Origin of the sequence: Pseudomonas sp. PLMAX (assembly GCF_046042685.1) — a bacterium.
GTDB classification, from domain to species: Bacteria; Pseudomonadota; Gammaproteobacteria; order Pseudomonadales; family Pseudomonadaceae; genus Aquipseudomonas; species Aquipseudomonas putida_AE.
In genome coordinates, this window is sequence record NZ_CP064949.1 from 1,239,039 (window position 1) to 1,263,584 (window position 24,546).

Below are 24,546 nucleotides of genomic sequence, written 5' to 3' on the forward strand. Positions count from 1 at the left end.
CGAAAGTGTCGGCTGCGGCACTCACACCACGTCACGGCATCGTGGCAATTTCAGGCCGTTGGCCAGGGCACCCTGAGCGGGCATCTTGTTGTGCCCGGCACGGTTTTCGCCGCGCCTCTGAAAGGGCATAAAACCCAGATTGCCACGGGGGCGTTGATTCAGCTGTACCAAAGCGACGTGCTTGGTTCTGTCTGCGACCACCTATTAAGTCTAGAAGAGTGCGGCGCAAATGTTGGGTTGGGCATTTATGGACGGCCCAACCAGGCCCGCTTTGACGGGCCTCATTCCTCACCGCTCAGGCATCCAGCACCAGGCGTGTGCCGCGACTACCGGAAACGCAGGGCGCGATCCATTCACCACTTTGGCGCTGGGCGTCATTCAGGCAGTCGTCGCGGTGTTCCGGTTCGCCTTCAAGGACCCGGCACACACAAGCGCCGCACATGCCCATGCCACAGGAAAATTCCAGATTGACCCCGGCCCGCGAAGCTGCCTGGATCAGGCTTTCCCCGGCTTGCACCTGGACCTCACAACCACTGCGTCTCAACTCCAGTGAAAAGCCCTGCGTCTCAAGGCTCGCGGGCTGCCGGGCCTGGAAGTGCTCGCGATACAGGGCTGGGGCTGGCCAGTTCGCCTTGAGCGCCGCCTGTTCGACGGTGTCCATGAAGCCGGTCGGGCCGCAGCAGTACAGACCGGCTGCGCTTTGCCAGGCGGGAAATTGACTGGCCAGCAACTCGGCGATCTGCCCGGCGCGCAAGCCGCCGAACCAGTGTACGTCGGCGCCCAGACGCTGGATGAAAGGCGCCTGGCGTGCCTCCCGGGTGAAATAGAGCAAGCGCACGGGGCGGCCTTCGGCCAGGCACTGGCGATACATCGGCAACAACGGGGTAATGCCGATGCCCGCCGCCACCAGCGTCACCGGCCCGCTGCCCGGTTGCAGGGCGAACAGGTTGCGTGGCGCGCTGACTTCGATCTGCGTGCCCAGGCGTAGTTGCTCGTGCAGCCAACGCGAGCCACCCCGGGAGGCCGGCTCGCGCTTGATCCCCAGGTACAGGTGACCATCTTCCGGCAGGCTCAGCACCGAGTACTGGCGCACCGCGCCGTTGCCCAGGCGCAGGTCGACATGGGCGCCTGGAGCCCAAGTGAAGGGCAGGGGCGCGGTGTCGACGGGCGCTAACTCGATACCCAGCACATCGTCGGCTTCCAGGCGCAGGCTGCGCACGTGCAGGGCAGACCAGCTCATGCGCGGACTCCTGCGGCCTGCTGCAAGCGGCGCACTGCGTCCCGGGCCTGGGCGCCGAGTTCGGCCAGGTCGAGGTTGGGCAACTGGTCGTTGTCCACGGTCAATCGCCCGCCCACGAGCATGGCGCGCAAGGTTGGGCGTCCACCGCCTGCCACCGGGCCGATCGCCGGGTCGTGCAGGCCGAAGTAGCGCGGCTGGTCCAGGCGGTAGATCGCCAGGTCGGCCGCCATGCCCACCTGCAGGCTGCCGACGGCGTCCAGGCCCAGCACCCTGGCCCCGCCTGCGGTCCCCCAGCGCACCACGTCTTCCACGGTGGCCGCGTGGGCGCCGCCTTCCTCGTCACCGCCGGCATAACGCGCACGGGTGCGTTCGCCGGCCTTGGCCCGCTGCATCAGCCAGGCGGCGTGGGTTTCGCTGATCATGTCGCAAGCCTCGTTGGAGGCGGCGCCGTCCACGCCGATCGACACCTGCATTCCGGCGGCTTCCATCGCCACCACATCGGCGATGCCGCTGCCCAGGCGGCCATTGCTTTGCGGGCAATGGGCGATGCCGGTGCCGCTGGCCCCGAGCATCCGGATTTCTTCGGCGTCGAGTTTCACCAGATGGGCGAACCACACGTCCGGCCCCAGCCACTCCTGCTCGGCACAGAACGCCACCGGCGACATGCCATGGCGTTGCTGTACCTCGTTCTGGTATTCGACGGTTTCGCTCAGGTGGCTGTGCAGGCGAATGCCCAGCCGCCGCGCGACCCGGGCGGTTTCCCGCAGGTGCTCCGCGGGCATGGAGTAGGGCGGGCTGGTGGGCGCCATCACCACACGGCGCCAGGCGTCGGCGGCCGGGTCGTGGTAACGCCGCACCAGGCGTTCAACGTCGCCCAGATACTGCTCCAGGGTCTCCGGCCCGGCCACCGCGTTGCCTTCGGCTTGCCGCGCCTGCGTGGCACCGCCTCGGCACAGGACAAAACGCAGCCCCAGCCGTTCGGCTTCCTCGAACAGCACCTGGGCACTGTCGAAGGCCATGCCCGGCAAGTACAGGTAATGGTGGTCGGCGACGGTGGCGCAGCCGGAGCGCGCCAATTCAACCAGGCCAATGCGTGCTGCCAGGCGAAAGCTCTGCTCGTCAAACGCGCCGCGATAGCGATAGGGCACGGCCCCCAGCCAGGTCCCCAGGCTCTGGTCGATACCTGCAGGAATGCCCTTGAGCAGCGACTGGAACAGGTGATGGTGGGTGTTGACCCACGCCGGGTAGACCACGCAATCGGTGGCATCCAGCACGCGCTCCCCGGGCAGGGCTTGCAGGGCGCCGATGGCGGCGATGCGCCCGTCGATGATGCGAATATCGGGCCCGGCGTGGCGCGCCGCCGCGCCGGACAAACCGGTGAGAATGGCGCTGGCATTGCGCACCAGCCAGCTGTTTTGAATCGTCATGTGAGGCTCCATACGCCGCGCCTGCGGCGGACTCAAAGGGTTAGCCGAGTTCGCTTTCGTGCCAGTTGCGCAGGCTCAACCGGGCCAGCAGGGCCATCAGGCTGAACAGCGCGACACCGGTCAGGGCGATCAGCAGCAGGGCGGCGAAAAGCCTTGGAATATTCAGTTGGAAGCCGGCCTGGAGAATCTGGTACGCCAGCCCGGCGCCAGTGCCCCCGGTGCCGGCGACGAACTCCGCCACCACCGCGCCGATCAAGGCCAGCCCGCTGGCAATGCGCAGCCCGGCAAAAAAACACGGCAGGGCGCTGGGAATGCGCAGGCGCAGCAGTACCTGCCAGCGACTGGCGCGGTTCAGGCGGAACAGATTGAGCAGGCCGGGGTTGACGCTGCGCAGGCCGAGTACGGTGTTGGCGATGATCGGGAAAATCGCCACCAGGGTCGCGCAAATCACCAACGCCAGCGTGGTGTTACTGCACCAGATGATGATCAGCGGCGCCACCGCCACCACCGGCGTGACCTGCAGCAGGATGGCGTAGGGAAACAGGCTGACTTCCAGCACCCGGCTCTGCACGAAGACAAAGGCCGCCAACGTGCCGATCAGTACCGCTAGGGCGAACGAGAAGAAGGTGATCTTCAAGGTCATCCACAACGCACCCAGCAGCATCGGGCCATCGCTGATCAGGGTGCGGCCGATGTCGGCCGGGGAAGGCACCAGGTACACCGGCACCTGCAAGGACACGCAGGCCAGTTGCCACAGGCTAAGCAATACAGCGCCGAGCAGCAGCGGCGAGACGATGCGCAAGACCGTGGGGTGACGCAACCAGGGAGTAAAGGATTGACTCATGATTGGGCTCTCATAGTGAATCAGCAGATGTCGCCATTGGCCTGGGCCAGCAGCCGGGACAGGCGTGCGCACTGCTCGATAAAGGCCGGGGAGGTGCGGTAGGCCTCGTCCCGCTCCAGGGGGCCGTCGATCTCGATGTCGGCGATCACCCGGCCCGGGCGTGCGCCCATCACCACCACCCGCGACGACAGGTACACCGCCTCGAAGATGCTGTGGGTGACGAACACCACGGTCAGGTCGCGGCTGGCCCACAGCTGGCGCAGGTCGCTGTCGAGCTTGTTGCGGGTGAACTCGTCGAGGGCGCCGAAGGGTTCATCCATCAGCAGCAGATTGGGCTCGGTGGCCAGGGCTCGGGCGATGGATGCGCGCATTTGCATGCCGCCGGACAGCTCCCGCGGGTACACCTGGCTGAAGCGGTCCAGGCCGACCAGGGCCAGAGCCGCGTCGACCTTGGGCTGGCTCTGGGCCTTGGGCACACCGGCCAGGTCCAGGGGCAGGCGCACGTTATCGCTGACCCGGGCCCAAGGCATCAGGGTCGCCTCCTGGAACACCATGGCCAGGCTTTGACCCTGCGTCGGGCTGGCCGGGCTGTCCTTGCCCCACCAGCGCACATGGCCGGCAGAGGGTTGTTCGAGGCCGGCGAACATCTTCAGCAAGGTGCTCTTGCCGCAGCCCGAAGGGCCGAGCAACGACACGAACTCACCGCGCTGAATCGCCAGCTTCATCCGGCTCAAGGCCTGGGTGCCATTGCTGTAGGTTTTTTCCACCTGGTTGGCGAACAGCGGTGTTTGCACGCTAACGCTGTCGGTGTCGGGCAATGCCTGTGGCCGGGCGTTGGCCGCCGTTATGGTTTGCATCAACATAGCGCTCTCCCCTGGGGTCATGAGCGACCGGATAAGCCCCGGCGCACCGGGGCGCTGAATTCAGTGGCTGAGGAACACTTCGCTTTCGCCGTGGGCTTCGAGCAGGCCCAGCAGTTGCCGGCGAATCACCAGGCCGGGCTTGTCCGACGGCATATGCAGTTCCACCCGCCGCCGGGTGTCGACACAGGCGTCGTAATCGGTGGCTTCCAGAATGTCGCGGTCTTCGGCGGTGATCGCCGCGTCCCAATCGATCAGTTCCTGGGTCGAGCATTGCTCCTCGCTGTCGTTGCGATACAGCCACTGGACCAGCATCAGGCGCCCGTCTTCCATGGGTGTCGCGCAGTTGTAGATGATGTGGTGGATGCCGCTGTCCGGGTACATGCAGCCAAAGCGCCGAGAAAAGGGCAGGTAATAACGGTTGATCAGATGGCGCTGGGTGATCGGCTCGCGGGTGCCGGTGATGCGAAAGCTTTCTTCGGGGTTGCGGATCGGCACTCGGGTTTCGGCCTCGAAGCCGTAGTCGGTTTCGTGAAACTCGTAGCCGGCCGGCGCCGGCTGGTCGAACAGGCCGAAGTTGGCCTTGTGGACAAAGGAAAAGTGCGAGTTGTCGAAGGAGTTTTCCATGACCCGCAGCGGGCTGGTTTTCCACTCTTCATAAAACTGGAAGATGCGCCGGTAGCCCGGGGCGCCGTCTTCGGGAAACTCAGGGATCGGTTGCAGCGGATCGTCGAGGGCGACCCAGGCGTAGCCGTATTTTTCCTGGCAGTGAAAGGCCTGGACCGAGGCGCCCGGCGGGATCATGCCCGCGGGGTTCTGCGGGATCTTCACGCAGGTGCCGGTGCAGTCGTATTCCCAGCCGTGATAGCCGCAGGCAATGTTGCCGTCCTCGCTGACAAAGCCCTTGGACAGTTTGGCGGTGCGGTGGCAGCAACGGTCGCGCATGGCCACCGGGGTGCCGTCGGGGCGCTTCCACAGCACCAGGGCTTCGCCCAATAAAGTGAAGGGTTGCGGGCCGGCATCCAGCGCGGTCATGGGCAGCAGGGCGTACCAGAAACGGCGCAATACAGGTTGTTTGGTAACCAACATGACAAGTGTCCTCACGGTGTTCGTTCAGCCGGCTCTTGGGCCCGGGCTTTGGGTGCAAAGTTGGTGCAATCGGGCTTAGCGGCTGGCGGCCTGTTCGGCAGTCGGCAGTACCTTCAGGTCCTGAACGAAGCGCGTGGTATAGGCCTTCTGCCAAGGCGCATCGGCACCGAGCAGGCCGGCCTCGACCATGAAATTGCGGGTAGCCTGCCAGCGCGCATCGCTCATCACACCGATGCCCTGGGTGGCGGCATCACCACCGGTGACAAGGCGGTATTGCTTGAGGGTCGACAAGCCCCAGGCGAGCAGCTCATCGCTCATGTTCGGGTTGTCGGCCTTGATCAGATGATTGGCGCTCGGGTTGTCCAGGTAACGCTTCCAGCCCTCCATCGAGGCGCGGACAAAACGCTGGACTCGGTCAGGGTGTTGATCGATCACGTCCTGGCGGGTGGCCAGGGTCGAGCCGTAGGGCGGGTAGCCGGCGTCGGCAAACAGGAAAAAGTTGGCTTTCTCGCCGGTCTTCAGCGCCTGGAACAACTCGGAGCTGGCGTAGGCCTGCTGCGTGGTGTTGGCGTCAGCGAGGAAGGGTTGCAGGTTGAAGGTGTAGGGACGCGCCTGGCTGTCCGAGAGCTGATACTTGCCCTTGAGCCACGGCCACCAGGTTTGCTGGCCCGAGGTGGACACCAGCACCTGCTTGTTCTGCAGGGCGTCCAGGCCGCTGACGTCCGCATGGGTCAGCAACCCTTGTGGGTCGCCCTGGAAGGGCGCGGCCACTGCTACCACGGGCAGGCCTTGCTCCACGCTCTTGAGGATCTGCAAGTCGTAGTTGACGATGAAGTCGGCCTGCTTGTTGACCAGCAACTGCATGCCATTGACCTGCGGCCCACCCATGCGAATGGTCACGTCCAGGCCTTCCTTCTCGTACAAACCATCGGCCAGGGCTTGGTAGAAACCACCCTGTTCGGCCTGGGCATACCAGGAAGTGAGCAGCACCACCTTGTCATTGGCCAGGGCCAGCGGAGACGCTATCAGTGCGGCGGGCACGAGGGCCATGGCCAGCATCGAGCGAAGCGGTTGACCCAAGGCAAAGCGAATTTTCATGATGTGTTCTCCACAACGATTCGAAAACCGCCGCGCGCCAATCGGCACGCCAGCGAGGGACCGATTGGAGAGAACGTGGAAAGAGAGAGGGCGCCAAGGTGTAGACACGCGGCTAACACATCTCTCTTGCCCGGGGCGCTGGCGCCGCGTTCAAGCATCCAATCGGACGTACGCCCATAGGGGAGGGCGCAAGAGCAATGCCCGGTGCCATCGCTGGCACTGACCGCTTCTACTCGGAAGGAGTCATAGCCAGAAGCGTGCCAAGTCGTTGCTGTCGCGCAGTCAGGGGTTTGGGCGTGTCAGGCGCTCGGTGAGCAGTAGGGGAAGACGATTCGTGAAGGTGCGAACTCGGGCGCCCAGGCCTCAATATGGTGCGCAATCCATTGGGTATTCGCGTGTTCAATTTCAGCGGTCGATTGTGCTGAGTATGGCTTGCGGATTGTATTCGATCAGTTGGCACAACCCGTGCTAAGTTCCGGATCGAGTAGAAGCGGTCAGCACTGAGCGGCTCCAACAGGACCCAGGGTGCCGGGCATTGCTCTGGCGGCATTACGCCGCGTACCCGGCAAGGGGCGCCCCTCAGTACGCTGAGGGCCAGAACAGTGGTTATCCCGCAGCTCGGGCATGCCTTGCCGGTGATTTACGCCAATCACCTACCAGGGGCAGTCCATGAAAACATCTCCGTTACTAGCACTTACTCTTTTGCGCCGCAGCCTGCTGTCGCTTTTCGCCCTGGCCAGCGCCAGCGTCGAAGCCGGCCCGCTGCTGTGGAACGACAACAGCCTGAGCTACCTCTACGGCCAGCACTTCAAAGTCGACGGCACCGGCGACGACACCCAGCAAACGATCACCTTCGAACACGCCAGCGGCTGGACCTGGGGTGACGTCTTCATGTTCGTCGACAACAAATGGTCCAACGGCCTCTCGGGTGGAGACGGCCATTCCTACTACGGCGAATTCTCCCCACGCCTGTCCCTGGGCAAAATCAGCGACCGGTCCCTGAGCTATGGCATCGTCAAGGACGTGCTCATCGCCGCCACCTACGAACGCGGCGAAGACCGCAACCGCAAATATCTGCTCGGCCCCGCTGTCGACCTCGCCCTTCCAGGCTTCGATCGCTTCTCCCTGAACACCTACTACCGCAAACCCGACGGCATCACCGGCAAGGCCTCCGGCCAATGGCAGATCAACCCCACCTGGTCCATGACCCTCCCGCTGGGCCGCTCCGACATCCTCTTCGACGGCTACCTGGAGTGGTACGTCAACGACGTCGGCAACAAAGGCACCTCCAACTACGTGGCCAAGAGCTTGCACTTCAACCCACAGATCAAATACGACGTGGGCAAAGCGCTGGGGCAACGGCAGAAGCAGTTTTATGCGGGGATCGAGTGGGATTACTGGTCGAATAAATACGGGATTGAAGACACTTCAGGATTTGAAACAGACCAGAATGCGCTGAGCCTCTTGCTGAAGGTGCATTTTTGACGGGAGAGCGTGACGAGTCGGGCGTTTGACCGGGGTGCGTGGTGCCCCGGTTTCACCCTGTCACAATTTTCGTCGCCGTTTTCTGTACGGCTTGTGGGAGCCCCGAAAACCGCGAGGCCAATCTCAAATCCCAGAACCGAGTACGAATTGGTATTTGTCCTATCTCCATTTTTGTCGCCTTTTTCTGCATGGTTTGTGGGATCTTTCCTGATTTTCTCGACCATCTTGAGTTTCCTCTCTGTCCACGTACTTTGCCTTAAGCCACTCATCTCGAGTCGGCTTATCGATCTATAACAGTGGTGCGCTTTCCATGACTGGAGCGCCAGCAGAGAGGGAGATCAGCAATGGCCAAAGGACATTTCATTCGCCTGGGTGACGACACCACTTGCGGCGGCAAGGTGTTGGAAGCCGACACACGCGTCATGATGTTTGGCATTGCCCATGCGCGTGAAGGCGACCGTGTTTCCTGCGGGAAAAACGACGAAACCTACAAGATCGTGGGAGGCGTCTCCTACATCAACAGTCATGGCAGGATCGTGGCGGGCTCGCTGGACAGCTACAGCACCTGCCCGTGCAGAGCCAGGTTGATCCCGTCGGTGTTCAACGCCACGTATGAATCGAGCCACAGTGCTGCGCCCCAGACCACGAGGGCCGCGTCCCAACCGACCACACCTCTCGCCGGCAATCCGGCAGCGCCTCGGCCAGCTGCTTTCGCGTCTGCGTCGAGCGTGCCCAAGCCAGTGCCCTTGGGCAGTGCAGCGGCGCAGGAACCGGGCTTCTACATCGTGCCCAAAAGCACCAGCCGCGAACAGCTCGAAGCCGACTTGTTCACCCTGCGTGATCCGGCGGTGATGGGCAAATTCAAGCTACTGAACCCCAACCTGCGCGACGTCAAAGCCGGCTCGATGATCGTGCTGAGCGACCCCAAAAATCACCAATGCACCCGTGAAGAAGCGCTGCTCATGGACGTGGCAGCCAAGACCAACCAGATCATTGAAACGCTTAGCCCGGAAGAAGCGGATTTCATGGTGCAACACCGTGATGTCATCCAGGCCTTCCTGACCTACGGCTCGAACGCTATTGGCGTTGGCGCGAGTATTTTCAAGAACAACCTGGATAACGTAGGCAATGCCTTGAGGGATATTGAAGCGTTGCAACAGAATACGCTGCAGAGAGATGGGCACCTGCGCTCGCCAGCATTCTTTGCAGAGCGCCAGCGTCTGTTCGCACAACTGAACAGCCATATGACGGCATTGACCCGCAAGGGCATTGGATTCCCTGACCACATTAACTTGAAAAAAATGTTGGGTATTTCCAGCCAAAGTCTGGTCCACCACTGGACGAATGCCAGTCCCGGGGGGCAAATACCGGGTCATGCCACCCATCTTGAAGGTGTGGCGAAGGCTTCTAAATACGTCAAATACGGAGGTTGGGTAGGGACTGCCGTCGGCGGAGGAGCCTCTGCCATGAAGGTGCAGGATGTGTGTAAGGCGGGAAATACCGAGGCTTGCGAGCGAGTCAGGTTTACTGAAACAGGGGCCTTTGCCGGGGGGATCGGCGGTGGTGTAGCTGCAGGCGCGATATTGTCGGCCCCCGTTGTCGGTGCGCTCTGCATTGGGTTGGGGGGGCCTACAGGCGGGCTAGGTACATTGGCATGCAGTATCGTCGTGGTTGGCATCGGTTCTTATGCCGGCGGCGTATATGGCGGAAAGGGCGGTGAGATAATCGGGGAGGTTATATACGAGTATGCGAGATGACGACGGCCGAATTAATCGTAGGTGGTTTGTGTGGGGTGGTGCTCCTTGGTATCTATGTTTGGATTGGGATTGCACTATACCTTGGGTACACAAAGGGTGAAGAGTTATCGAAGTATTTCAAAAACAGTTCGTCGCTGATTACTGTCGATACGCACAAGCATACAGGCCCTTTTGGGAAGCTGCAGTTGGTCGGCGGCATTGCCAGTGTTGTCACCTTTCCTCGTTTTTTTATAAATCGTGGCATCGCGAGTGCTGCAGATATAGAGGGCTTTCCACTTCCAATAAGGCGCAAATTAATTATTTTGCAATGGAGTGTAATAGGGTTGCTCGCCACTTTGGTTTTCCTGGTTTCATTGTGGGAGTCAGGAGTGCTGAAGTGATGTGATTGTGGGTTTATGTCGTGTGGGGTCGGTAGCTGGCTGGCTTAAGGCTAGCCAGTTCCGAGAACCAAACTGCAAGCTAAAAACTTAGGTTTATTGATTTGTACTGGCAAGAGGACTGGCTGTAGGGTTTGCCCTCGGCGAGACGGATGAAAAAAACTGGCGAAATAATCTACAACGGGGGAACTCGTGGGAGGTTGTTTGTACTGGCTGCCATAATGGGCATGATGACTATGCCTAATTTATATCTTTGCGATGGTGGAGCCAACGCTAAGAACCTGCAAAACTTTCCTAGACGCCTCAGACGAAAACTAATTGTGTTGCATTGGGGTGGGGTAGTTTTTATTGTTCTATTGCTTGGGTTTTTCGCAGTCGCCGCACTTGGCCTCGTTTAGCGGTGTTCGGAATATAGTTGTAGAGTAGTTCCCAGGCGCACGACAGAAAAGGGAGTAGCAAAAGGGGGGAAGGTTTATTCTCTTTAAAATAAACTTGTCCCATTTTTTAAGCATGCGAACGAATCAGGTTCACGGAAACGGGAAGTTTTGCTGGGGGGATCGCTGGTGGTGCCATGGCAGGTGCAATATTAACTACTTCTGCAGTTGGCGGGGTTTGCATTGGGCAGGGTGTAGCGAAAGCTGGTGTCGGTCTGCTGGCGTGCAGTGTCTAGCGGTTGGCATTGGTTCTTTTGCAGGCAGCACGCTTGGTGAGATGGGTGGCAAAATAATTGGCGAACTTGTTTATGAGAATTTGAAATGACTACTGCGGAACTGGTTGTCGGCAGTTCGTGTGGAATTGTGCTCATCAGCATGTTTGTCTGGCTCGCGGTTGCGCTATATCTTGGCTATACAAAAACAGATGTGTTGCTGAATTCTTTCAAAAACAGTTCTTCAGCCATAACCATTTCCACACGCATATATAAGGGGCCTTGGGGAAAGCTGCAGCTAGTGGGTTCAGCATGCAGCGTCGTTACATTCCCCAGCTTTTTTGTAAAACACGGTATCGCCGGTGCTGGAGATATAGAAAGCTTTCCCGTTTCACTCAGGCGCAAGCTAATCGTGCTCATGTGGAGTGCTGTAGGACTATTTACTTCCTTAGCGTTACTCGTGGCGTTGTGGAAATCAGGAGTACTCAAGTGATTTTTGACTGTGGACTTATGTTGTGTGTGGTCGGTAGCTGGCTGGTTTAAGGCTAGCCAGTTTCGAGAACTAAACTGCAAGCTCAGAAATATTGGCATGTTGATTTGTAGTGGTAAGAGGACGCTTGGCTGTAGGGTCTACCCTCGGCAGACCGGTGACAAAAACTGGTGAAATAATCTATGAGATCCTGAAATGAGCGTGAGTGTCGCGCACAAATCGCAGGCAAGGTGTGTGCCTCAGCGATTCTTTCCTCTTCTAGGGACTGTTTCGGCCAATGACGCACATTCAGCCGCTGGTCATGCGGGAGGGGGGCAACCCTAGCGTTTCGTATATTGGTGGCTGAAAATCGGCCTGATCACCCCTTATAGCGCTGGTCGTCGTCCGGGACTTTGTAGGTGGTCGCACGTGGTCAGGTGTTCGTCGCTGGCATCAGGAATGGTGTCGATGCGCTCGCGTGGCTCGATCAGCTCTTTGCGCAGGAGGCATAACGATGCGAGTTCACACGTATGTGATCGCCACGGACGCGGGCTCCGCGCCAAATTACGATCCGCCGGCTGTTACGCTGGCTGTCTGTAAGCCGGGCATCCGCAAGAAGGCGAAGGTCGGCGATCTCGTGCTTGCTTTTGCAGGCGCGGTAGTGAATCCCACCTCCCGCCACAGCGTCGTCTGGGCCGGCATCGTCTCTGAGGTACTGACCTTCACCGAATACTGGAACGACCGCCGTTTCACCTCAAAGAAACCTGACTGTACCGATGTCCCCGACAATTTCTATAAGCCTACCAGCAACAACGGTTTCGCTTGGCAACCCAACCCCGTTCACGGGCCTGAGGCTCAAGTTCGCGACACTGGTGGACTGAACGTCCTCGTGTTTGATCATGCTTGGCGCTTCGGCGCCTTCGGTCCCCTTCTGCCAGAGGACTTTGGTCTGCGCATGATCGACAGCCGGCGCGGAGAGAGGGCTGCCGATCTCACCGACCCCGAGTGGCAGCGCCTCGAAATCTGGCTGAATGCCCAGCCGTTAGTCACCATTGAGTCTACCGGTGATCGCAAGTCGAACCACAGTTGCTCGACTTGAGCGCTGCCGGTCTCACCGCAGCCCGCCACTCCAACACGACGGCGATGCTGACAACCGGTAGCATCTACAGGAGGCTAAAAGGGACAAACTAAAAGAAGCCTAATAAGGGAAATATAATTAAAGTTGGATAGGGCGTGGCAATCACCGTCGGCCCTGCTACCGGATGCTCCCGTTGTAAGACTGCCCACCTTGATTCATTGAATATCTTTCAGATAATCCTTAAGCGCGATAAGGGGGGCATCAAGCTCCTCCATCACCCGAATCCCAGCAAATTCCCTCGCCAACCTCCCCAACTCCCGCCCCAACGGCTTATCCACACCCCCAACCGCCTCCAACGCCAACCCCACACACTCACCCACCTTCACCCGAATCCCCTCAACATCCCCCCGTCGCACCAGCAACTCAAACACATCCCTCTGGTAATCACCCATGACCAGGTCATCCCGCAAAATCGGACTTGAATCTTCCGATTCATAAGCCAGTTTGAGGGAGAAGAGGGCGACGGTTTCCAGGTGCAATTCCATGGGGGGAATCCTTGTGAAATGTTCCGCGGACGTGGCCCGCGTGGAAGAGAAGCAAGATCAAGAGATCGCAGCCTTCGGCAGCTCCTACACAGGTCGGTGGGGTGTCAGGCACATTATTGCGGGCGAAAAAAAAGGCCTTGCTAAGCAAGGCCTTTCTTAATTTTGGTGCCCCGAGGGAGACTCGAACTCCCACTCCTTTCGAAAACGGATTTTGAATCCGCCGCGTCTACCAATTCCGCCATCAGGGCAATGGCCGCGGAGTATAGAGATGAGATAACCGTCGGTCAATCAGGTACATGGAGAATTTTTGATAATTCCGCTAGACTTCCCGACCCTGCTAGACGACACCCCATCATGCGCGTTGCTGACTTTACCTTCGAGCTCCCTGATTCGCTGATCGCCCGCCACCCTTTGGCCGAGCGTCGCAACAGTCGCCTGTTGACCCTGGATGGGGTCAGCGGCGCCCTGGCACACCGTCAATTCACTGATTTGCTGGAGCATTTGCGCCCCGGCGACTTGATGGTGTTCAACAATACCCGGGTGATTCCGGCACGACTGTTTGGCCAGAAGGCTTCCGGCGGCAAGCTGGAAATCCTGGTGGAGCGGGTGCTCGACAGTCATCGCGTGCTGGCGCATGTGCGGTCCAGCAAGTCACCGAAGCCGGGGTCGAAGATCCTTATCGACGGCGGTGGCGAGGCCGAGATGCTGGCGCGTCATGACGCGTTGTTCGAGCTGGGCTTTGCCGAGGAGGTGTTGCCGCTGCTCGACCGCGTTGGGCACATGCCGCTGCCTCCTTATATAGACCGCCCGGACGAGGGCTCGGACCGCGAGCGTTACCAGACCGTGTACGCCCAGCGCCTGGGCGCGGTGGCGGCGCCGACGGCGGGGCTGCATTTCGATCAGCCGCTGATGGAGGCGATTGCCGCCAAGGGCATCGAGACCGCGTTCGTGACCCTGCACGTCGGCGCTGGCACTTTCCAGCCGGTGCGCGTGGAGAAGCTCGAAGACCACCACATGCACACTGAATGGCTGGAAGTCGGCCAGGACGTGGTGGATGCCGTGGCCGCCTGCCGCGCGCGCGGTGGTCGTGTGATAGCCGTGGGCACCACCAGCGTGCGGTCGCTGGAAAGTGCTGCGCGCGATGGCGTGCTCAAGCCGTTCAGCGGCGATACAGACATTTTCATTTACCCTGGCCGGCCGTTTCATGTGGTCGATGCCCTGGTCACCAACTTCCATTTGCCCGAATCCACGCTGTTGATGCTGGTTTCGGCGTTCGCCGGTTATCCCGAGACCATGGCCGCCTACAAGGCCGCCGTCGATAACGGATACCGCTTTTTCAGCTACGGTGATGCGATGTTCATCACTCGCAACCCTGCGCCGACCGCCCCTGAAGAATCGGGCCCAGAGGAAACTGTATGAGTCGCACCTGTCGTATGTCTTTCGAGCTGCTGGCCACTGATGGCAAGGCTCGTCGCGGTCGTTTGACCTTCCCGCGCGGTACCGTCGAGACCCCGGCTTTCATGCCGGTGGGCACGTACGGCACGGTCAAGGGCATGCTGCCACGGGATATCGAGGCGACCGGCGCTGAAATCATTCTGGGCAACACCTTCCACCTGTGGCTGCGCCCTGGCACGGAAGTGATCAAGAAGCACGGCGACCTGCACGATTTCATGCAGTGGAAAGGCCCGATTCTGACCGACTCCGGCGGTTTCCAGGTGTTCAGCCTGGGCGCCATGCGCAAGATCAAGGAGGAGGGCGTGACCTTCGCTTCCCCGGTCGACGGCGCCAAGGTGTTCATGGGCCCGGAAGAGTCGATGCAGGTCCAGCGTGACCTGGGCTCGGACATCGTGATGATTTTCGACGAATGCACGCCGTACCCGGCTGACGAAGACGTCGCCCGTATTTCCATGGAATTGTCCCTGCGTTGGGCCCAGCGCTCGAAAAACGCCCATGGCGAGAACACGGCGGCGCTGTTCGGTATCGTCCAGGGCGGCATGCACCAGGACCTGCGCATGCGCTCCCTGGAAGGCCTGGACAAGATCGGCTTCGACGGCCTGGCCATCGGCGGCCTGTCGGTGGGCGAGCCCAAGCACGAGATGATCAAGGTGCTGGATTACCTGCCGGGCATGATGCCGGCTGACAAACCTCGTTACCTTATGGGCGTTGGCAAACCGGAAGATCTCGTGGAGGGTGTGCGCCGCGGTGTGGACATGTTCGATTGCGTGATGCCAACCCGTAATGCCCGCAATGGGCATCTGTTCATCGATACCGGCGTGCTGAAGATCCGAAACGCGTTCCATCGCCATGATGATTCGCCGCTCGATCCGACCTGCGATTGCTATACCTGCCAGAACTTCTCCCGCGCTTACCTGCATCACCTGGACAAGTGCGGCGAAATGCTGGGAAGCATGCTCAATACCATCCATAACTTGCGTCATTATCAAGTGCTTATGGCTGGTTTGCGCGAGGCTATTCAACAGGGTACATTGGCCGCCTTTGTCGATGCCTTCTACGCCAAACGCGGGCTACCCGTGCCGCCTTTGGACTGAGTTTCCTGACCCCAAGATTCAACATTTGCAACTGGAGTGCTAAATGAGCTTTTTTATCTCTAATGCCATGGCTGACGCTGCTGCACCTGCTGCTGCCAGCCCAATGGGTGGCGGTTTTGAGTGGATTTTCCTGGTCGGCTTCCTGGTCATCTTCTACCTGATGATCTGGCGTCCACAGGCCAAGCGCGCCAAAGAGCAGAAAAACCTGCTGAGCAGCCTGCAAAAAGGTGACGAAGTTGTGACCACCGGCGGCATCGCCGGCAAGATCACCAAAGTGGCTGACGATTTCGTGGTTCTGGAAGTTTCCGACACCGTCGAAATGAAGTTCCAGAAAGGCGCCATCGCCGCCACGCTGCCAAAAGGCACGCTCAAAGCGATCTAAGTTTCAACTTCTACTCAATCGACGGGGCGCGCAAGGCGCCCCGCGTCATAAGCGGGCGGCGTGATGCTGAACAAATACCCTCTGTGGAAATACATTCTGATCCTGGCGGTGCTGGCGATCGGTCTGATTTATTCCGCTCCCAATCTTTATCCTGATGACCCGGCCATTCAGGTCAGCGGTGCAAGCACTGCGCTGCAGGTCAATCAGGCTGATCTGGATCGTGTGAGCGCAGCGCTCAAGGAATCCGGGATCAACGTCAAGGCTGCCACGCTGGCGGCGGGCGGCAAGGGCGGTCTGATTCGCCTGACCAAGGCTGAAGACCAGCTGCCGGCCAAGGACGTGGTGCGCAAGGCGTTGGGTGATGACTACGTCGTTGCACTGAACCTGGCACAAACCACTCCGCAATGGCTGCGCAACCTCGGCGCGCACCCGATGAAACTGGGTCTGGACTTGTCCGGTGGTGTGCACTTCCTGCTCGAAGTGGACATGGACAAGGCCCTCGACGCACGCTTGAAAGTGTACGAAGGCGATGTGAAGAGCCTGTTGCGTAAAGAGAAACTGCGCTATCGCAGCCTGCCGCAACTCAACGGCGCCATTCAGCTGGGCTTCTCCGATGAAGACAGCCGTGAACAGGCCCGCGCTCTGATCCGCAAGAATTTCAACGATTTCGACATTGTTCCGGCCGACCTCAACGGTCAACCGGTGCTGCGTCTGGCGATGACCCCGGCCAAGCTGGCGGAAATCCGCGAATACTCCATCAAGCAGAACTTGACCACGGTACGTAACCGCGTCAACGAGCTGGGTGTTGCCGAACCGATCGTCCAGCGTCAGGGCGCCAACCGCATCGTGGTTGAGCTGCCGGGCGTGCAGGACACCGCGGAAGCCAAGCGTATCCTCGGCAAGACGGCCAACCTCGAGTTCCGTCTGGCGGCTGAGCCGGGTGCTTCGAAAGCCACCTCCGAATCCTTTGAGTTCCGTGAGGGCAACCGTCCGCCAGCGCAGATCGAGCGTGGCCTGATCATCACCGGTGACCAGGTAACTGACGCCAAGGCTGGTTTCGGCGAGCACGGCACGCCAGAAGTGAACATCCGCCTGGATGGCCACGGTGGCGAGCTGATGAGCCGCGCGACCCGTTCGAACGTCGGTCGCAGCATGGCGGTGATCTTCATCGAGCAGCGTCCGGTCACCACTTACACCAAGCAAATGGTCAACGGTGTCGAAAAAGACGTCGCGGTTCAGACCTTCAAGGAAGAGAAGAAGATCATCAGCCTGGCGACCATCCAGTCGCCGCTGGGTGCGCAGTTCCGCATCACCGGCCTGAACGGCCAGGGCGAGTCGTCCGAACTGGCGCTGCTGCTGCGCGCTGGCGGCCTGGCTGCACCGATGTACTTCGCTGAAGAGCGCACCATCGGCCCGAGCCTGGGTGCCGACAACATCACCAAGGGTATCGATGCATCGCTGTGGGGCATGCTGTTCGTCTCGCTGTTCATCATCGCCATCTACCGCTTCTTCGGCATCATCGCCACCGTCGCTCTGGCGGTGAACATGGTGATGCTGCTGGCCCTGATGTCGCTGCTGGGGGCAACGCTGACCCTGCCGGGTATCGCCGGTATCGTGTTGACCATGGGTATGGCGGTCGACGCCAACGTGCTGATCTTCTCGCGGATTCGTGAAGAGATTGCCGCGGGCATGACCGTGCAGCGCGCAATCAATGAAGGCTTCGGCCGGGCATTCACCGCGATTCTCGACGCCAACCTGACAACACTGTTGGTCGGCGGGATTCTCTTTGCCATGGGCACCGGCCCGGTCAAGGGCTTCGCAGTGACCATGTCCCTCGGGATCTTTACCTCGATGTTCACGGCCATCATGGTGACCCGCGCGATGGTCAACCTGATCTTCGGCGGACGTGACTTCAAGAAGTTGTGGATTTAAGGGGCTGCCATGTTACGTACAATCAACTTCATGGGCGTCCGCAACGTTGCGTTCGGCGTCACATTGTTCCTTACCGTGCTGGCCTTGTTCAGCGTTGCCACCAAGGGCATGAACTGGGGCCTGGACTTCACCGGCGGTACGCTCATCGAGCTGACCTACGAGCGTCCGGCCGACGTCACCCAGGTGCGTGAGCAACTGGTCAAATCGGGTTATCACGAAGCCATCGTGCAGAACTTCGGTGCCACCACCGATCTGCTGGTGCGCATGCCTGGCGAAGACCCGCAACTGGGTCACCAGGTGGCCGAGGCCTTGCAGAAGGTAGGCGGCGAAAACCCGGCAACCGTTAAGCGCGTCGAGTTCGTCGGACCGCAGGTGGGTGAAGAGCTGCGCGACCAGGGCGGCCTCGGCATGCTGATGGCGCTGGGCGGCATCCTGATCTACCTGGCTTTCCGCTTCCAGTGGAAGTTCGCGGTCGGTGCGATCGTGTCCCTGATCCACGACGTGATCGTGACCATCGGTATCCTGTCGTTCTTCCAGATCACCTTCGACCTGACGGTGCTGGCGGCGGTACTGGCGATCATCGGTTACTCGCTCAACGACACCATCGTGGTATTCGACCGGGTTCGTGAGAACTTCCGGGTGCTGCGCAAGGCCAGCCTGATCGAGAACATCAACATCTCGACCACGCAAACCCTGCTGCGCACCATGGCCACTTCGATCTCCACCTTGCTGGCGATCGCGGCCCTGCTGTTCTTCGGTGGCGACAACCTGTTCGGCTTCTCCATCGCCCTGTTCATCGGGGTGCTGGCGGGTACTTATTCGTCGATCTACATCGCCAACGTGGTGCTGATCTGGCTGAACCTGAGTTCCGAGGATCTGATTCCTGCTGCCAACACCGAGAAGGAAATCGACGACCGTCCTTGAAGGGCATTTCCTTCAGCGATGTAGTCCAAAAAAGGCGCGAGTTGAACTCGCGCCTTTTTTTATGCTCCAAGGCTGGGAGAAGCGCGGACAAGTGCCGCATGTGATGGTCAGGAGGTTCATGTGAACAAGTCGATGCTGGTTGGTGCGGTATTGGGTGCTGTCGGTGTAACTGCCGGAGGCGCTGTGGCCACCTACAGCCTGGTTAAAGATAACGGTCCCGAGTACGCGCAAGTACTCGCCGTTGAGCCGGTCAAGACACAAATCAAGACTCCACGTGAAGTGTGCAAGGATGTAGCTGTGACCCGGCAGGCGCCGGTGAAAGATCAACACCAGATCGCTGGTACCGTGGTAGGTGCACTGGCGGGCGGTCTGTTGGGTAACCAGATCGGCGGCGGCACCGGCAAGAAGATTGCGACGGTTGCAGGCGCTGTCGGTGGTGGTTATGCCGGTAACAAGGTTCAGGAGGGCATGCAGGAGCGTGACACCTACACCACGACCCAGACCCGTTGTAATACGGTGAATGACATCAGTGACAAGGTCGTGGGTTACGACGTGCGTTATTCGCTGGATGGCAAGGAAGGCAAGGTGCGGATGGATCGTGATCCGGGGAATCAGATTCCTGTGGATAAGGAAGGCAAGTTGGTTCTGTCGGAGAATCAGCAGGGGCAATGATCTGCTGGTAACGAGTTAAAAAAAGCACCCTGTGGGGTAATGCCAGTCAGTTAAGCTGACTGGCATTTTTATTTCTGATCGGATACTTCGGCGATTTGAGCCGGATGGCTCGGGGATAAATACGCTCCTCTCGCCGATGAGGCAGGACATAGTGCGGCGCTGAAGCATGAAGCTCGGCCAGGTATTTGGGGATGTTCCCGGAGCGGTCGGCCGAGACGCTGTTGATAAACCCTAAAATTGCCCAGGTGCAGGCGGTAAAACTCATTTCGCACGGGTAAATTCCCGGACAGTGACGGCTCATTTCTACCATCTGATAGCGCAACAGGTTGTAGCCCAGCAACACGCCCCACAGCTCCTGCTCGATCATCTCGGGTGTCTTGCTGCGCAAGGTATAGCTGCTGTTGAGCAGCGTCTGTTTCATCTCCCGAAAGCCCAATTCGATCTCCCATCGCTGGCTGTACAGGTCGACTATTTCGTCAGACGGGAAGCGCAGCGGGTCGGTCATCGACGTCAGGATCTGACACCACCGTTTGCTCGAAGGCGCGCAATCAGGCTCGGGTAGTCCGGCCATTGCTTGCGGTTTGGCGATGCTTAACGAGACCATTGCATCCTGACGGCCCAAACGCACAACTTCGTACTGCACTCACGCGTGGATCTTCCAATGGCGCTCGGTGCCTGCTTGCTGCCACTGTTTGCAGCAATCCCAGGGTAGAAACCTCGATCGAATAGGGTCAACGAGCGTGATCGGGCGTGGTGTCGATCAGTTGTTCGCCAGTTCTTTCGTTGCTGCGATAGCCATCATGCGCTGCCGATCAACATGTGGCTCGTCAATTCCATCCTGACAGACCATGCGTACCTGGGAAAACCGGTGTCGCGTTGGTTACTGGCCGAATCGGCGCCGATTTTTTCGCGGGTGTCAGGCGTTCGCCGACGACACCGTCGACGCTCACAAGCGCAAACCGGCCCAAGTCGGATGCTCAGCTGCTTCATGCCAACTTTTCTGAGTCAGGTCGAAGACTTGTCCGTACGGCTTCTCCTAGTTCTGACGTGCCTGAACTACGGCGCTGGAGAATAACGGGCGTTGCCCCGGCAGCATGATGTTCATGCGACCGACCACATCCCACGCCGACATGCGCCGGAAAGAACGCGGAAAATCACGCACCAGAGCATCATTTCCAGCGGCAAGCGCCGCTTGCGCAGCGTCGCCACGCCGGCCTGTTCGCGCCTGCTCGACCAAAGAAGGATCGAGTAAGGAATCCAATCCTCGATTGAGTTTGGAGTGGAAGCGAAGTTGTGGGTCAGTTCCAGTGCCCGAGCGAGACGCATAAAAATCCGATGCCAGTTCAGGCATCGGATTTTTGATTTCTTGCGGCCAAAAATTAGAGATGGCTTAACTGATCGGCATTAGCCTGTGGGGTGCTTTTTGTGCCCTATTTAAGCATCCCCACCAATCCCCCTGTGGGGCGGGCTTGCTCGCGAAAGCGGTCCGTCATTCAAAATCTATGTTGGCTGACCCGCCGCCTTCTCGAGCAAAGCCCGCTTGTATGTTTAGACTTGTAGGGGTGGTGGGACTAAAAGCCAGCATCTGACTCGTAGCCAGTACCGATGGAGACTTCGCCCCACCCCTTCACCAAAAGCGCCGATAAGGAATGCATCGGCCATGACCGACGATAGAAGCAAGCCAGCGCAATGGTGAAGCCCCGACAAGCCTTTAAACCCTAACCCGGAGCTTTCTTTGTGGCGAATGAGTGTCTCGCGTTCTGTAGTCGGAGTGGATGTCGCCAAGGCCGAAGTGGTGGTCTATCAGGCCGAACGGATCTGCTGTTGCCCGTGTCAACGATAAACCGTCTTTACAAAGTGGCTGAAAACGTTACCTGCAAACAGCGCCACCGCGATTGAAGCCACCAATATCCTATCACCTGGATACGGTTGAGCGGGCACGTAATGGGACATGTCGTCTATGTCATCGACGGTTTCGTTTGAGTAACTACCGCAAAGGGAGTGGGTGGCCGCGCCAAAACAGATGCCAGCGACGCGCGTTTACTGGCGCGTTACTTGAAGAACGAAGAGAAGAGCTATCGTCCTGAGCCCGCCGCCGAAGGTCTATACCAAGCTTCAAAGCCTGCTTCGAAGACGAGCGACATTGGTCCAGGCGCGTGTCAGCCTGACTCAAAGCTGGAACGACGAGCCGCTGCTGAAAGCGGCATTCAAACAACAGATAGCTGCCATGGGTCGATTGGATTTACTCATCCAGAAGAAGCTGTTGGAAGTCGTCAAAGAGGCGGGTCTGTTGGATCAAGTCAAACGCTGCCAGGCCGTAGAGGGGGTCGGTTTTCTTACCGCCACCGCACTGACGATGGCATTTCAACGTGGCGACTTCGCCAGTGGTGACGCCTATATCGCGTTTCTTGGAATGGATTTGAGAGTCTCTGATTCGGGGCAGATGAACGGACGTCGAAAGCTGACCAAGAAAGGTGACTCAGAAATACGGCGTCTGCTGCATAACGCCGCGATGGCTGCCAGTCGCTCGAAGACCTGGAAGCCATTTTACGAACGCTATCTGGAGCGAGGATTAAAGACGACTCAAGTGCTGGTCATCCTGGCTCGAAAGCTGGCACGAGTGGCGTTCGCCCTGATGAAGAACCAGAGCGAGTATCAGCCAAATCCAGTCTTGGGGGCTTCCCCCCAAACATAGAATCTCCCACATTGGGTTTGTGGTGTGTCAGGGGGTGAATTGCGGGCATAAAAAAAGCACCCCTAAGGGTAATGCCGATCAGTTAAGCCATCTCGCTTGACCTTTGGCCGCAAGAAATCAAAATCCGATGCCTGAACTGGCATCGGATTTTTTTATGCGTCTCGCTCGGGCACTGGAACTGACCCACAACTTCGCTTCCACTCCAAACTCAATCGAGGGATTGGATTCCTTACTCGATCCTTCTTTGGTCGAGCAGGCGCTTGAACAGGCCGGCGTGGCGACGCTGCGCAAGCGGCGCTTGCCGCTGGAAATGATGCTCTGGTGCGTGATTTCCATGGCGTTCTTCCGGCGCATGTCGGCGTGGGATGTGGTCAGTCGCATGAACATCATGCTGCCGGGGCAACGCCCGTTAGTGGCCCCCAGCGCCGTAGTCCAGGCACGTCAGAGACTAGGTAGCGAAGCCGTACGACAAGTCTTCGACCTGACTCAGAAAAGTTGGCATGAAGCAGCTGACCATCCGACTTGGGCCGGTTTGCGCTTGTTGAGCGTCGACGGTGTCGTCTGGCGAACGCCTGACACCCGCGAAAAATCGAGCGCGCTACGATTCGGCCAGTAACCAGCAACGGCGACACCGGTTTTCCCCCTGGTACGCATGGTCTGTCAGATGGAATTGACGAGCCACATGTTGATCGGCAGCGCATTTGATGGCTATCGCAGAACGATGAAACTGGCCGAACAACTGATCGACACCACGCCCGATCACCGTTGACCCTATTCGATCGAGGTTTCTACTCCCTGGGATTGCTGCACCAGTGGCAGCAAGCAGGCACCGAGCGCCATTGGCTGATGCCACTGCGCAAGGGTGCGCAGTACGAAGTTGTTCAGCGTTTGGGCCGTCAGGATGCCATGGTCTCGTTAAGCACTTCGCCGCAGGCCCGCAAGCAATGGCCGGGACTGCCCGAGCGCCTGATTGCGCGCCTTCTGAGCAAAACCGTCAAGGGCAAGGTGCGTCAGATCCTGACGTCGATGACCGACCCGCTTCCGTCCTGACGAAATAGTCGACCTGTACAGCCAGCGATGGGAGATCGAATTGGGCTTTCGGAGATGAAACAACGCTGCTCAACAGCAGCTATACCTTGCGCAGCAAGACACCCGAGATGATCGAGCAGGAGCTGTGGGGCGTGTTGCTGGGCTACAACCTGTTGCGCTATCAGATGGTAGAAATGAGCCGTCACTGTCCGGGAATTTACCCGTGCGAAATGAGTTTTACCGCCTGCACCTGGGCAATTTTAGGGTTTATCAACAGCGTCTCGGCCGACCGCTCCGGGAACATCCCCAAATACCTGGCCGAGCTTCATGCTTCAGCGCCGCACTATGTCCTGCCTCATCGGCGAGAGGAGCGTATTTATCCCCGAACCATCCGGCTCAAATCGCCGAAGTATCCGATCAGAAATAAAATTGCCAGTCAGCTTAACTGACTGGCATTACCCCTAAGGGTGCTTTTTTCTGTCGCCGCAAGCTTAGCGCTTCAGCGAGGCCGGCAGGTGCGGCTGGATGGCCGTCAGCACTGCCTTGAAGCACTTGGTGTTACCGGCAACGACGTGGCCCTTTTCAAGGAAGTCGTGACCGCCGGTGAAGTCGCTCACCAGGCCGCCTGCTTCCTGGATCAGCAGGGCGCCAGCAGCCATGTCCCACTCGGACAGGCCCGACTCCCAGAACGCGTCGAAACGGCCGGCAGCCACGTAGGCCAGGTCCAGGCTCGCTGAACCTGCGCGGCGGATGCCGGCGGTCTGGCCTACCAGGGCGCGGAACATGCCCAGGTAGTTGTCGAGGTTGTCCATCTGGTCGTCACGGAACGGGAAGCCGGTACCCAGCAGGGCGCCGTCCAGACTGGTGCGGCCGCTGACGCGCAGGCGACGGCCATTCAGTTGGGCGCCGCGACCACGGCTGGCGGTGAATTCTTCCTGGCGAACCGGGTCCAGGACCACAGCGTGTTCCAGGCGACCGCGGTATTTGCAGGCGATGCTGACAGCGAAGTGAGGAATGCCGCGCAGGAAGTTGGTGGTGCCGTCCAGCGGATCGATGATCCACAGGTACTCTTCGCCTTCGATGCCACTGCCGGCGTGCAGGCCGGTCTCTTCACCCAGGATCGAGTGATTCGGGTACGCCTTGCGCAGTGCGTCGATGATTTTCTGTTCGGCGGCGCGGTCCACCTCGGATACATAATCCTTGGCGTCTTTTTCGTCGACCTTGATGGTATCCAGGCGCTCGATGGAGCGGAAGATCAATTCACTGGCGCTGCGGGCGGCGCGCAGCGCGATATTCAGCATGGGCTGCATGGATGTGTCACCTAAGGTTGTTAAAGAAAGCCGGGCATTCTATCAGAAAGTTTCTACAGGAGAAGGACGACGTTCGCTTTCATGGCTTAACGGTAGCTACAGCTGTAAGATTCGGCTCCCGATTATCGTGTTCGAGAG

Annotated in this window: 21 protein-coding genes, 1 tRNA gene and 2 pseudogenes; 13 read left to right on the plus strand and 11 right to left on the minus strand. The window is 59.3% G+C overall.

Annotated features, from left to right (window positions below):
- Positions 1–295 precede the first annotated feature (295 nt).
- From DKB71_RS05550 to DKB71_RS05575, 6 genes are all read right to left on the minus strand, one after another.
- Positions 296–1,240: a PDR/VanB family oxidoreductase gene (locus tag DKB71_RS05550; RefSeq protein WP_408599827.1), complete on the minus strand. Its 945-nt coding sequence runs from the start codon at positions 1,238–1,240 to the stop codon at positions 296–298.
- The gene (locus tag DKB71_RS05555) at positions 1,237–2,667 is read right to left on the minus strand and encodes an amidohydrolase family protein (RefSeq protein WP_408599828.1); all 1,431 of its coding nucleotides are present in this window, start codon (positions 2,665–2,667) and stop codon (positions 1,237–1,239) included. The genes DKB71_RS05550 and DKB71_RS05555 overlap by 4 nt, the downstream gene beginning before the upstream one ends.
- A gap of 40 nt (positions 2,668–2,707) precedes the next feature.
- Positions 2,708–3,511 carry an ABC transporter permease gene (locus tag DKB71_RS05560; protein WP_408599829.1) on the minus strand — a complete coding sequence of 268 codons (804 nt, stop codon included), beginning with the start codon at positions 3,509–3,511 and terminating at the stop codon, positions 2,708–2,710.
- A gap of 20 nt (positions 3,512–3,531) precedes the next feature.
- Positions 3,532–4,374, minus strand: coding sequence for an ABC transporter ATP-binding protein (locus tag DKB71_RS05565; protein ID WP_408599830.1), 843 nt, complete (start codon positions 4,372–4,374; stop codon positions 3,532–3,534).
- A 60-nt stretch (positions 4,375–4,434) separates the two neighbouring features.
- A complete protein-coding gene (locus tag DKB71_RS05570) occupies positions 4,435–5,460 on the minus strand; it encodes a Rieske 2Fe-2S domain-containing protein (protein WP_406591658.1) in 1,026 nt (341 codons plus the stop codon).
- Positions 5,461–5,535: 75 nt separating this feature from the next.
- Positions 5,536–6,558: an ABC transporter substrate-binding protein gene (locus DKB71_RS05575; RefSeq protein WP_408599831.1), complete on the minus strand. Its 1,023-nt coding sequence runs from the start codon at positions 6,556–6,558 to the stop codon at positions 5,536–5,538.
- A gap of 669 nt (positions 6,559–7,227) precedes the next feature.
- Here DKB71_RS05575 and DKB71_RS05580 point away from each other — a divergent pair.
- The 5 genes from DKB71_RS05580 to DKB71_RS05600 all read left to right on the plus strand — a co-directional run bounded on the left by DKB71_RS05580 (position 7,228) and on the right by DKB71_RS05600 (position 12,391).
- Positions 7,228–8,043 (plus strand): outer membrane protein OmpK, encoded by an 816-nt coding sequence (locus tag DKB71_RS05580; protein WP_408599832.1) that lies wholly within the window; start codon positions 7,228–7,230, stop codon positions 8,041–8,043.
- Between the two features lie 344 nt (positions 8,044–8,387).
- Positions 8,388–9,800 carry a PAAR domain-containing protein gene (locus DKB71_RS05585; RefSeq protein ID WP_408599833.1) on the plus strand — a complete coding sequence of 471 codons (1,413 nt, stop codon included), beginning with the start codon at positions 8,388–8,390 and terminating at the stop codon, positions 9,798–9,800.
- Positions 9,797–10,180, plus strand: coding sequence for a hypothetical protein (locus DKB71_RS05590; RefSeq protein ID WP_408599834.1), 384 nt, complete (start codon positions 9,797–9,799; stop codon positions 10,178–10,180). Before DKB71_RS05585 ends, DKB71_RS05590 begins: the two co-directional genes overlap by 4 nt.
- 752 nt (positions 10,181–10,932) lie before the next feature.
- On the plus strand, positions 10,933–11,316 hold the full coding sequence (locus DKB71_RS05595; protein WP_274077276.1) for a hypothetical protein: 384 nt from the start codon (positions 10,933–10,935) through the stop codon (positions 11,314–11,316).
- Between the two features lie 490 nt (positions 11,317–11,806).
- Positions 11,807–12,391 carry a hypothetical protein gene (locus tag DKB71_RS05600; RefSeq protein ID WP_408599835.1) on the plus strand — a complete coding sequence of 195 codons (585 nt, stop codon included), beginning with the start codon at positions 11,807–11,809 and terminating at the stop codon, positions 12,389–12,391.
- A 194-nt stretch (positions 12,392–12,585) separates the two neighbouring features.
- On the opposite strand, the gene DKB71_RS05605 is transcribed toward DKB71_RS05600, so the two are convergent.
- Both DKB71_RS05605 and DKB71_RS05610 read right to left on the minus strand, forming a co-directional pair.
- Complete coding sequence (locus DKB71_RS05605; protein WP_408599836.1) at positions 12,586–12,915, minus strand: hypothetical protein; 330 nt, start codon at positions 12,913–12,915, stop codon at positions 12,586–12,588.
- 163 nt (positions 12,916–13,078) lie between these two features.
- Positions 13,079–13,163 (minus strand) — tRNA-Leu (locus DKB71_RS05610).
- Between the two features lie 106 nt (positions 13,164–13,269).
- Between DKB71_RS05610 and queA the strand changes: the two genes are divergently transcribed.
- From queA to DKB71_RS05640, 6 genes are all read left to right on the plus strand, one after another.
- On the plus strand, positions 13,270–14,334 hold the full coding sequence (queA, locus tag DKB71_RS05615; RefSeq protein ID WP_046820403.1) for a tRNA preQ1(34) S-adenosylmethionine ribosyltransferase-isomerase QueA: 1,065 nt from the start codon (positions 13,270–13,272) through the stop codon (positions 14,332–14,334).
- A gap of 14 nt (positions 14,335–14,348) precedes the next feature.
- Positions 14,349–15,464 carry a tRNA guanosine(34) transglycosylase Tgt gene (tgt, locus tag DKB71_RS05620; protein WP_274077280.1) on the plus strand — a complete coding sequence of 372 codons (1,116 nt, stop codon included), beginning with the start codon at positions 14,349–14,351 and terminating at the stop codon, positions 15,462–15,464.
- A gap of 43 nt (positions 15,465–15,507) precedes the next feature.
- Positions 15,508–15,846, plus strand: a complete 339-nt coding sequence (yajC, locus tag DKB71_RS05625; RefSeq protein ID WP_016773317.1) for a preprotein translocase subunit YajC — start codon at positions 15,508–15,510, stop codon at positions 15,844–15,846.
- A gap of 63 nt (positions 15,847–15,909) precedes the next feature.
- Positions 15,910–17,778 (plus strand): protein translocase subunit SecD, encoded by a 1,869-nt coding sequence (secD, locus tag DKB71_RS05630; protein WP_408599837.1) that lies wholly within the window; start codon positions 15,910–15,912, stop codon positions 17,776–17,778.
- A 9-nt stretch (positions 17,779–17,787) separates the two neighbouring features.
- Positions 17,788–18,702, plus strand: coding sequence for a protein translocase subunit SecF (gene secF, locus DKB71_RS05635; protein ID WP_408599838.1), 915 nt, complete (start codon positions 17,788–17,790; stop codon positions 18,700–18,702).
- Between the two features lie 120 nt (positions 18,703–18,822).
- Positions 18,823–19,374: a glycine zipper 2TM domain-containing protein gene (locus tag DKB71_RS05640; protein ID WP_323605688.1), complete on the plus strand. Its 552-nt coding sequence runs from the start codon at positions 18,823–18,825 to the stop codon at positions 19,372–19,374.
- Positions 19,375–19,420: 46 nt separating this feature from the next.
- Here DKB71_RS05640 and DKB71_RS05645 read toward each other — a convergent pair whose 3' ends face one another.
- Together DKB71_RS05645 and DKB71_RS05650 are read right to left on the minus strand one after the other, a co-directional pair.
- Positions 19,421–20,017, minus strand: a complete 597-nt coding sequence (locus DKB71_RS05645; protein ID WP_408599839.1) for a transposase — start codon at positions 20,015–20,017, stop codon at positions 19,421–19,423.
- A 393-nt stretch (positions 20,018–20,410) separates the two neighbouring features.
- Positions 20,411–20,725 (minus strand): hypothetical protein, encoded by a 315-nt coding sequence (locus DKB71_RS05650; RefSeq protein WP_408599840.1) that lies wholly within the window; start codon positions 20,723–20,725, stop codon positions 20,411–20,413.
- 393 nt (positions 20,726–21,118) lie between these two features.
- On the opposite strand from DKB71_RS05650, the pseudogene DKB71_RS05655 reads away from it, so the two are divergent.
- Positions 21,119–22,069: pseudogene (locus tag DKB71_RS05655) on the plus strand (IS110 family transposase).
- Between the two features lie 154 nt (positions 22,070–22,223).
- Positions 22,224–23,547: pseudogene (locus DKB71_RS05660) on the plus strand (IS4 family transposase).
- Positions 23,548–23,589: 42 nt separating this feature from the next.
- Here DKB71_RS05660 and suhB read toward each other — a convergent pair.
- Positions 23,590–24,408: an inositol-phosphate phosphatase gene (suhB, locus tag DKB71_RS05665; RefSeq protein ID WP_034150845.1), complete on the minus strand. Its 819-nt coding sequence runs from the start codon at positions 24,406–24,408 to the stop codon at positions 23,590–23,592.
- Between the last annotated feature and the right edge of the window lie 138 nt (positions 24,409–24,546).

What these genes read in the sequence shown, in the direction of transcription:
- DKB71_RS05585 (WP_408599833.1), top strand. Translation starts at nt 8,388, where the DNA reads ATGGCCAAAGGACATTTCATTCGCCTGGGTGACGACACCACTTGCGGC.
- DKB71_RS05580 (WP_408599832.1), top strand. Translation starts at nt 7,228, where the DNA reads ATGAAAACATCTCCGTTACTAGCACTTACTCTTTTGCGCCGCAGCCTG.
- queA (WP_046820403.1), top strand. Translation starts at nt 13,270, where the DNA reads ATGCGCGTTGCTGACTTTACCTTCGAGCTCCCTGATTCGCTGATCGCC.
- DKB71_RS05570 (WP_406591658.1), bottom strand. Translation starts at nt 5,460, where the DNA reads ATGTTGGTTACCAAACAACCTGTATTGCGCCGTTTCTGGTACGCCCTG.
- DKB71_RS05605 (WP_408599836.1), bottom strand. Translation starts at nt 12,915, where the DNA reads ATGGAATTGCACCTGGAAACCGTCGCCCTCTTCTCCCTCAAACTGGCT.
- secD (WP_408599837.1), top strand. Translation starts at nt 15,910, where the DNA reads ATGCTGAACAAATACCCTCTGTGGAAATACATTCTGATCCTGGCGGTG.
- DKB71_RS05600 (WP_408599835.1), top strand. Translation starts at nt 11,807, where the DNA reads ATGCGAGTTCACACGTATGTGATCGCCACGGACGCGGGCTCCGCGCCA.
- DKB71_RS05590 (WP_408599834.1), top strand. Translation starts at nt 9,797, where the DNA reads ATGACGACGGCCGAATTAATCGTAGGTGGTTTGTGTGGGGTGGTGCTC.
- secF (WP_408599838.1), top strand. Translation starts at nt 17,788, where the DNA reads ATGTTACGTACAATCAACTTCATGGGCGTCCGCAACGTTGCGTTCGGC.
- DKB71_RS05560 (WP_408599829.1), bottom strand. Translation starts at nt 3,511, where the DNA reads ATGAGTCAATCCTTTACTCCCTGGTTGCGTCACCCCACGGTCTTGCGC.
- yajC (WP_016773317.1), top strand. Translation starts at nt 15,508, where the DNA reads ATGAGCTTTTTTATCTCTAATGCCATGGCTGACGCTGCTGCACCTGCT.
- DKB71_RS05650 (WP_408599840.1), bottom strand. Translation starts at nt 20,725, where the DNA reads ATGCCTGAACTGGCATCGGATTTTTATGCGTCTCGCTCGGGCACTGGA.
- DKB71_RS05575 (WP_408599831.1), bottom strand. Translation starts at nt 6,558, where the DNA reads ATGAAAATTCGCTTTGCCTTGGGTCAACCGCTTCGCTCGATGCTGGCC.
- DKB71_RS05565 (WP_408599830.1), bottom strand. Translation starts at nt 4,374, where the DNA reads ATGTTGATGCAAACCATAACGGCGGCCAACGCCCGGCCACAGGCATTG.
- suhB (WP_034150845.1), bottom strand. Translation starts at nt 24,408, where the DNA reads ATGCAGCCCATGCTGAATATCGCGCTGCGCGCCGCCCGCAGCGCCAGT.
- DKB71_RS05550 (WP_408599827.1), bottom strand. Translation starts at nt 1,240, where the DNA reads ATGAGCTGGTCTGCCCTGCACGTGCGCAGCCTGCGCCTGGAAGCCGAC.
- DKB71_RS05595 (WP_274077276.1), top strand. Translation starts at nt 10,933, where the DNA reads ATGACTACTGCGGAACTGGTTGTCGGCAGTTCGTGTGGAATTGTGCTC.
- DKB71_RS05555 (WP_408599828.1), bottom strand. Translation starts at nt 2,667, where the DNA reads ATGACGATTCAAAACAGCTGGCTGGTGCGCAATGCCAGCGCCATTCTC.
- tgt (WP_274077280.1), top strand. Translation starts at nt 14,349, where the DNA reads ATGTCTTTCGAGCTGCTGGCCACTGATGGCAAGGCTCGTCGCGGTCGT.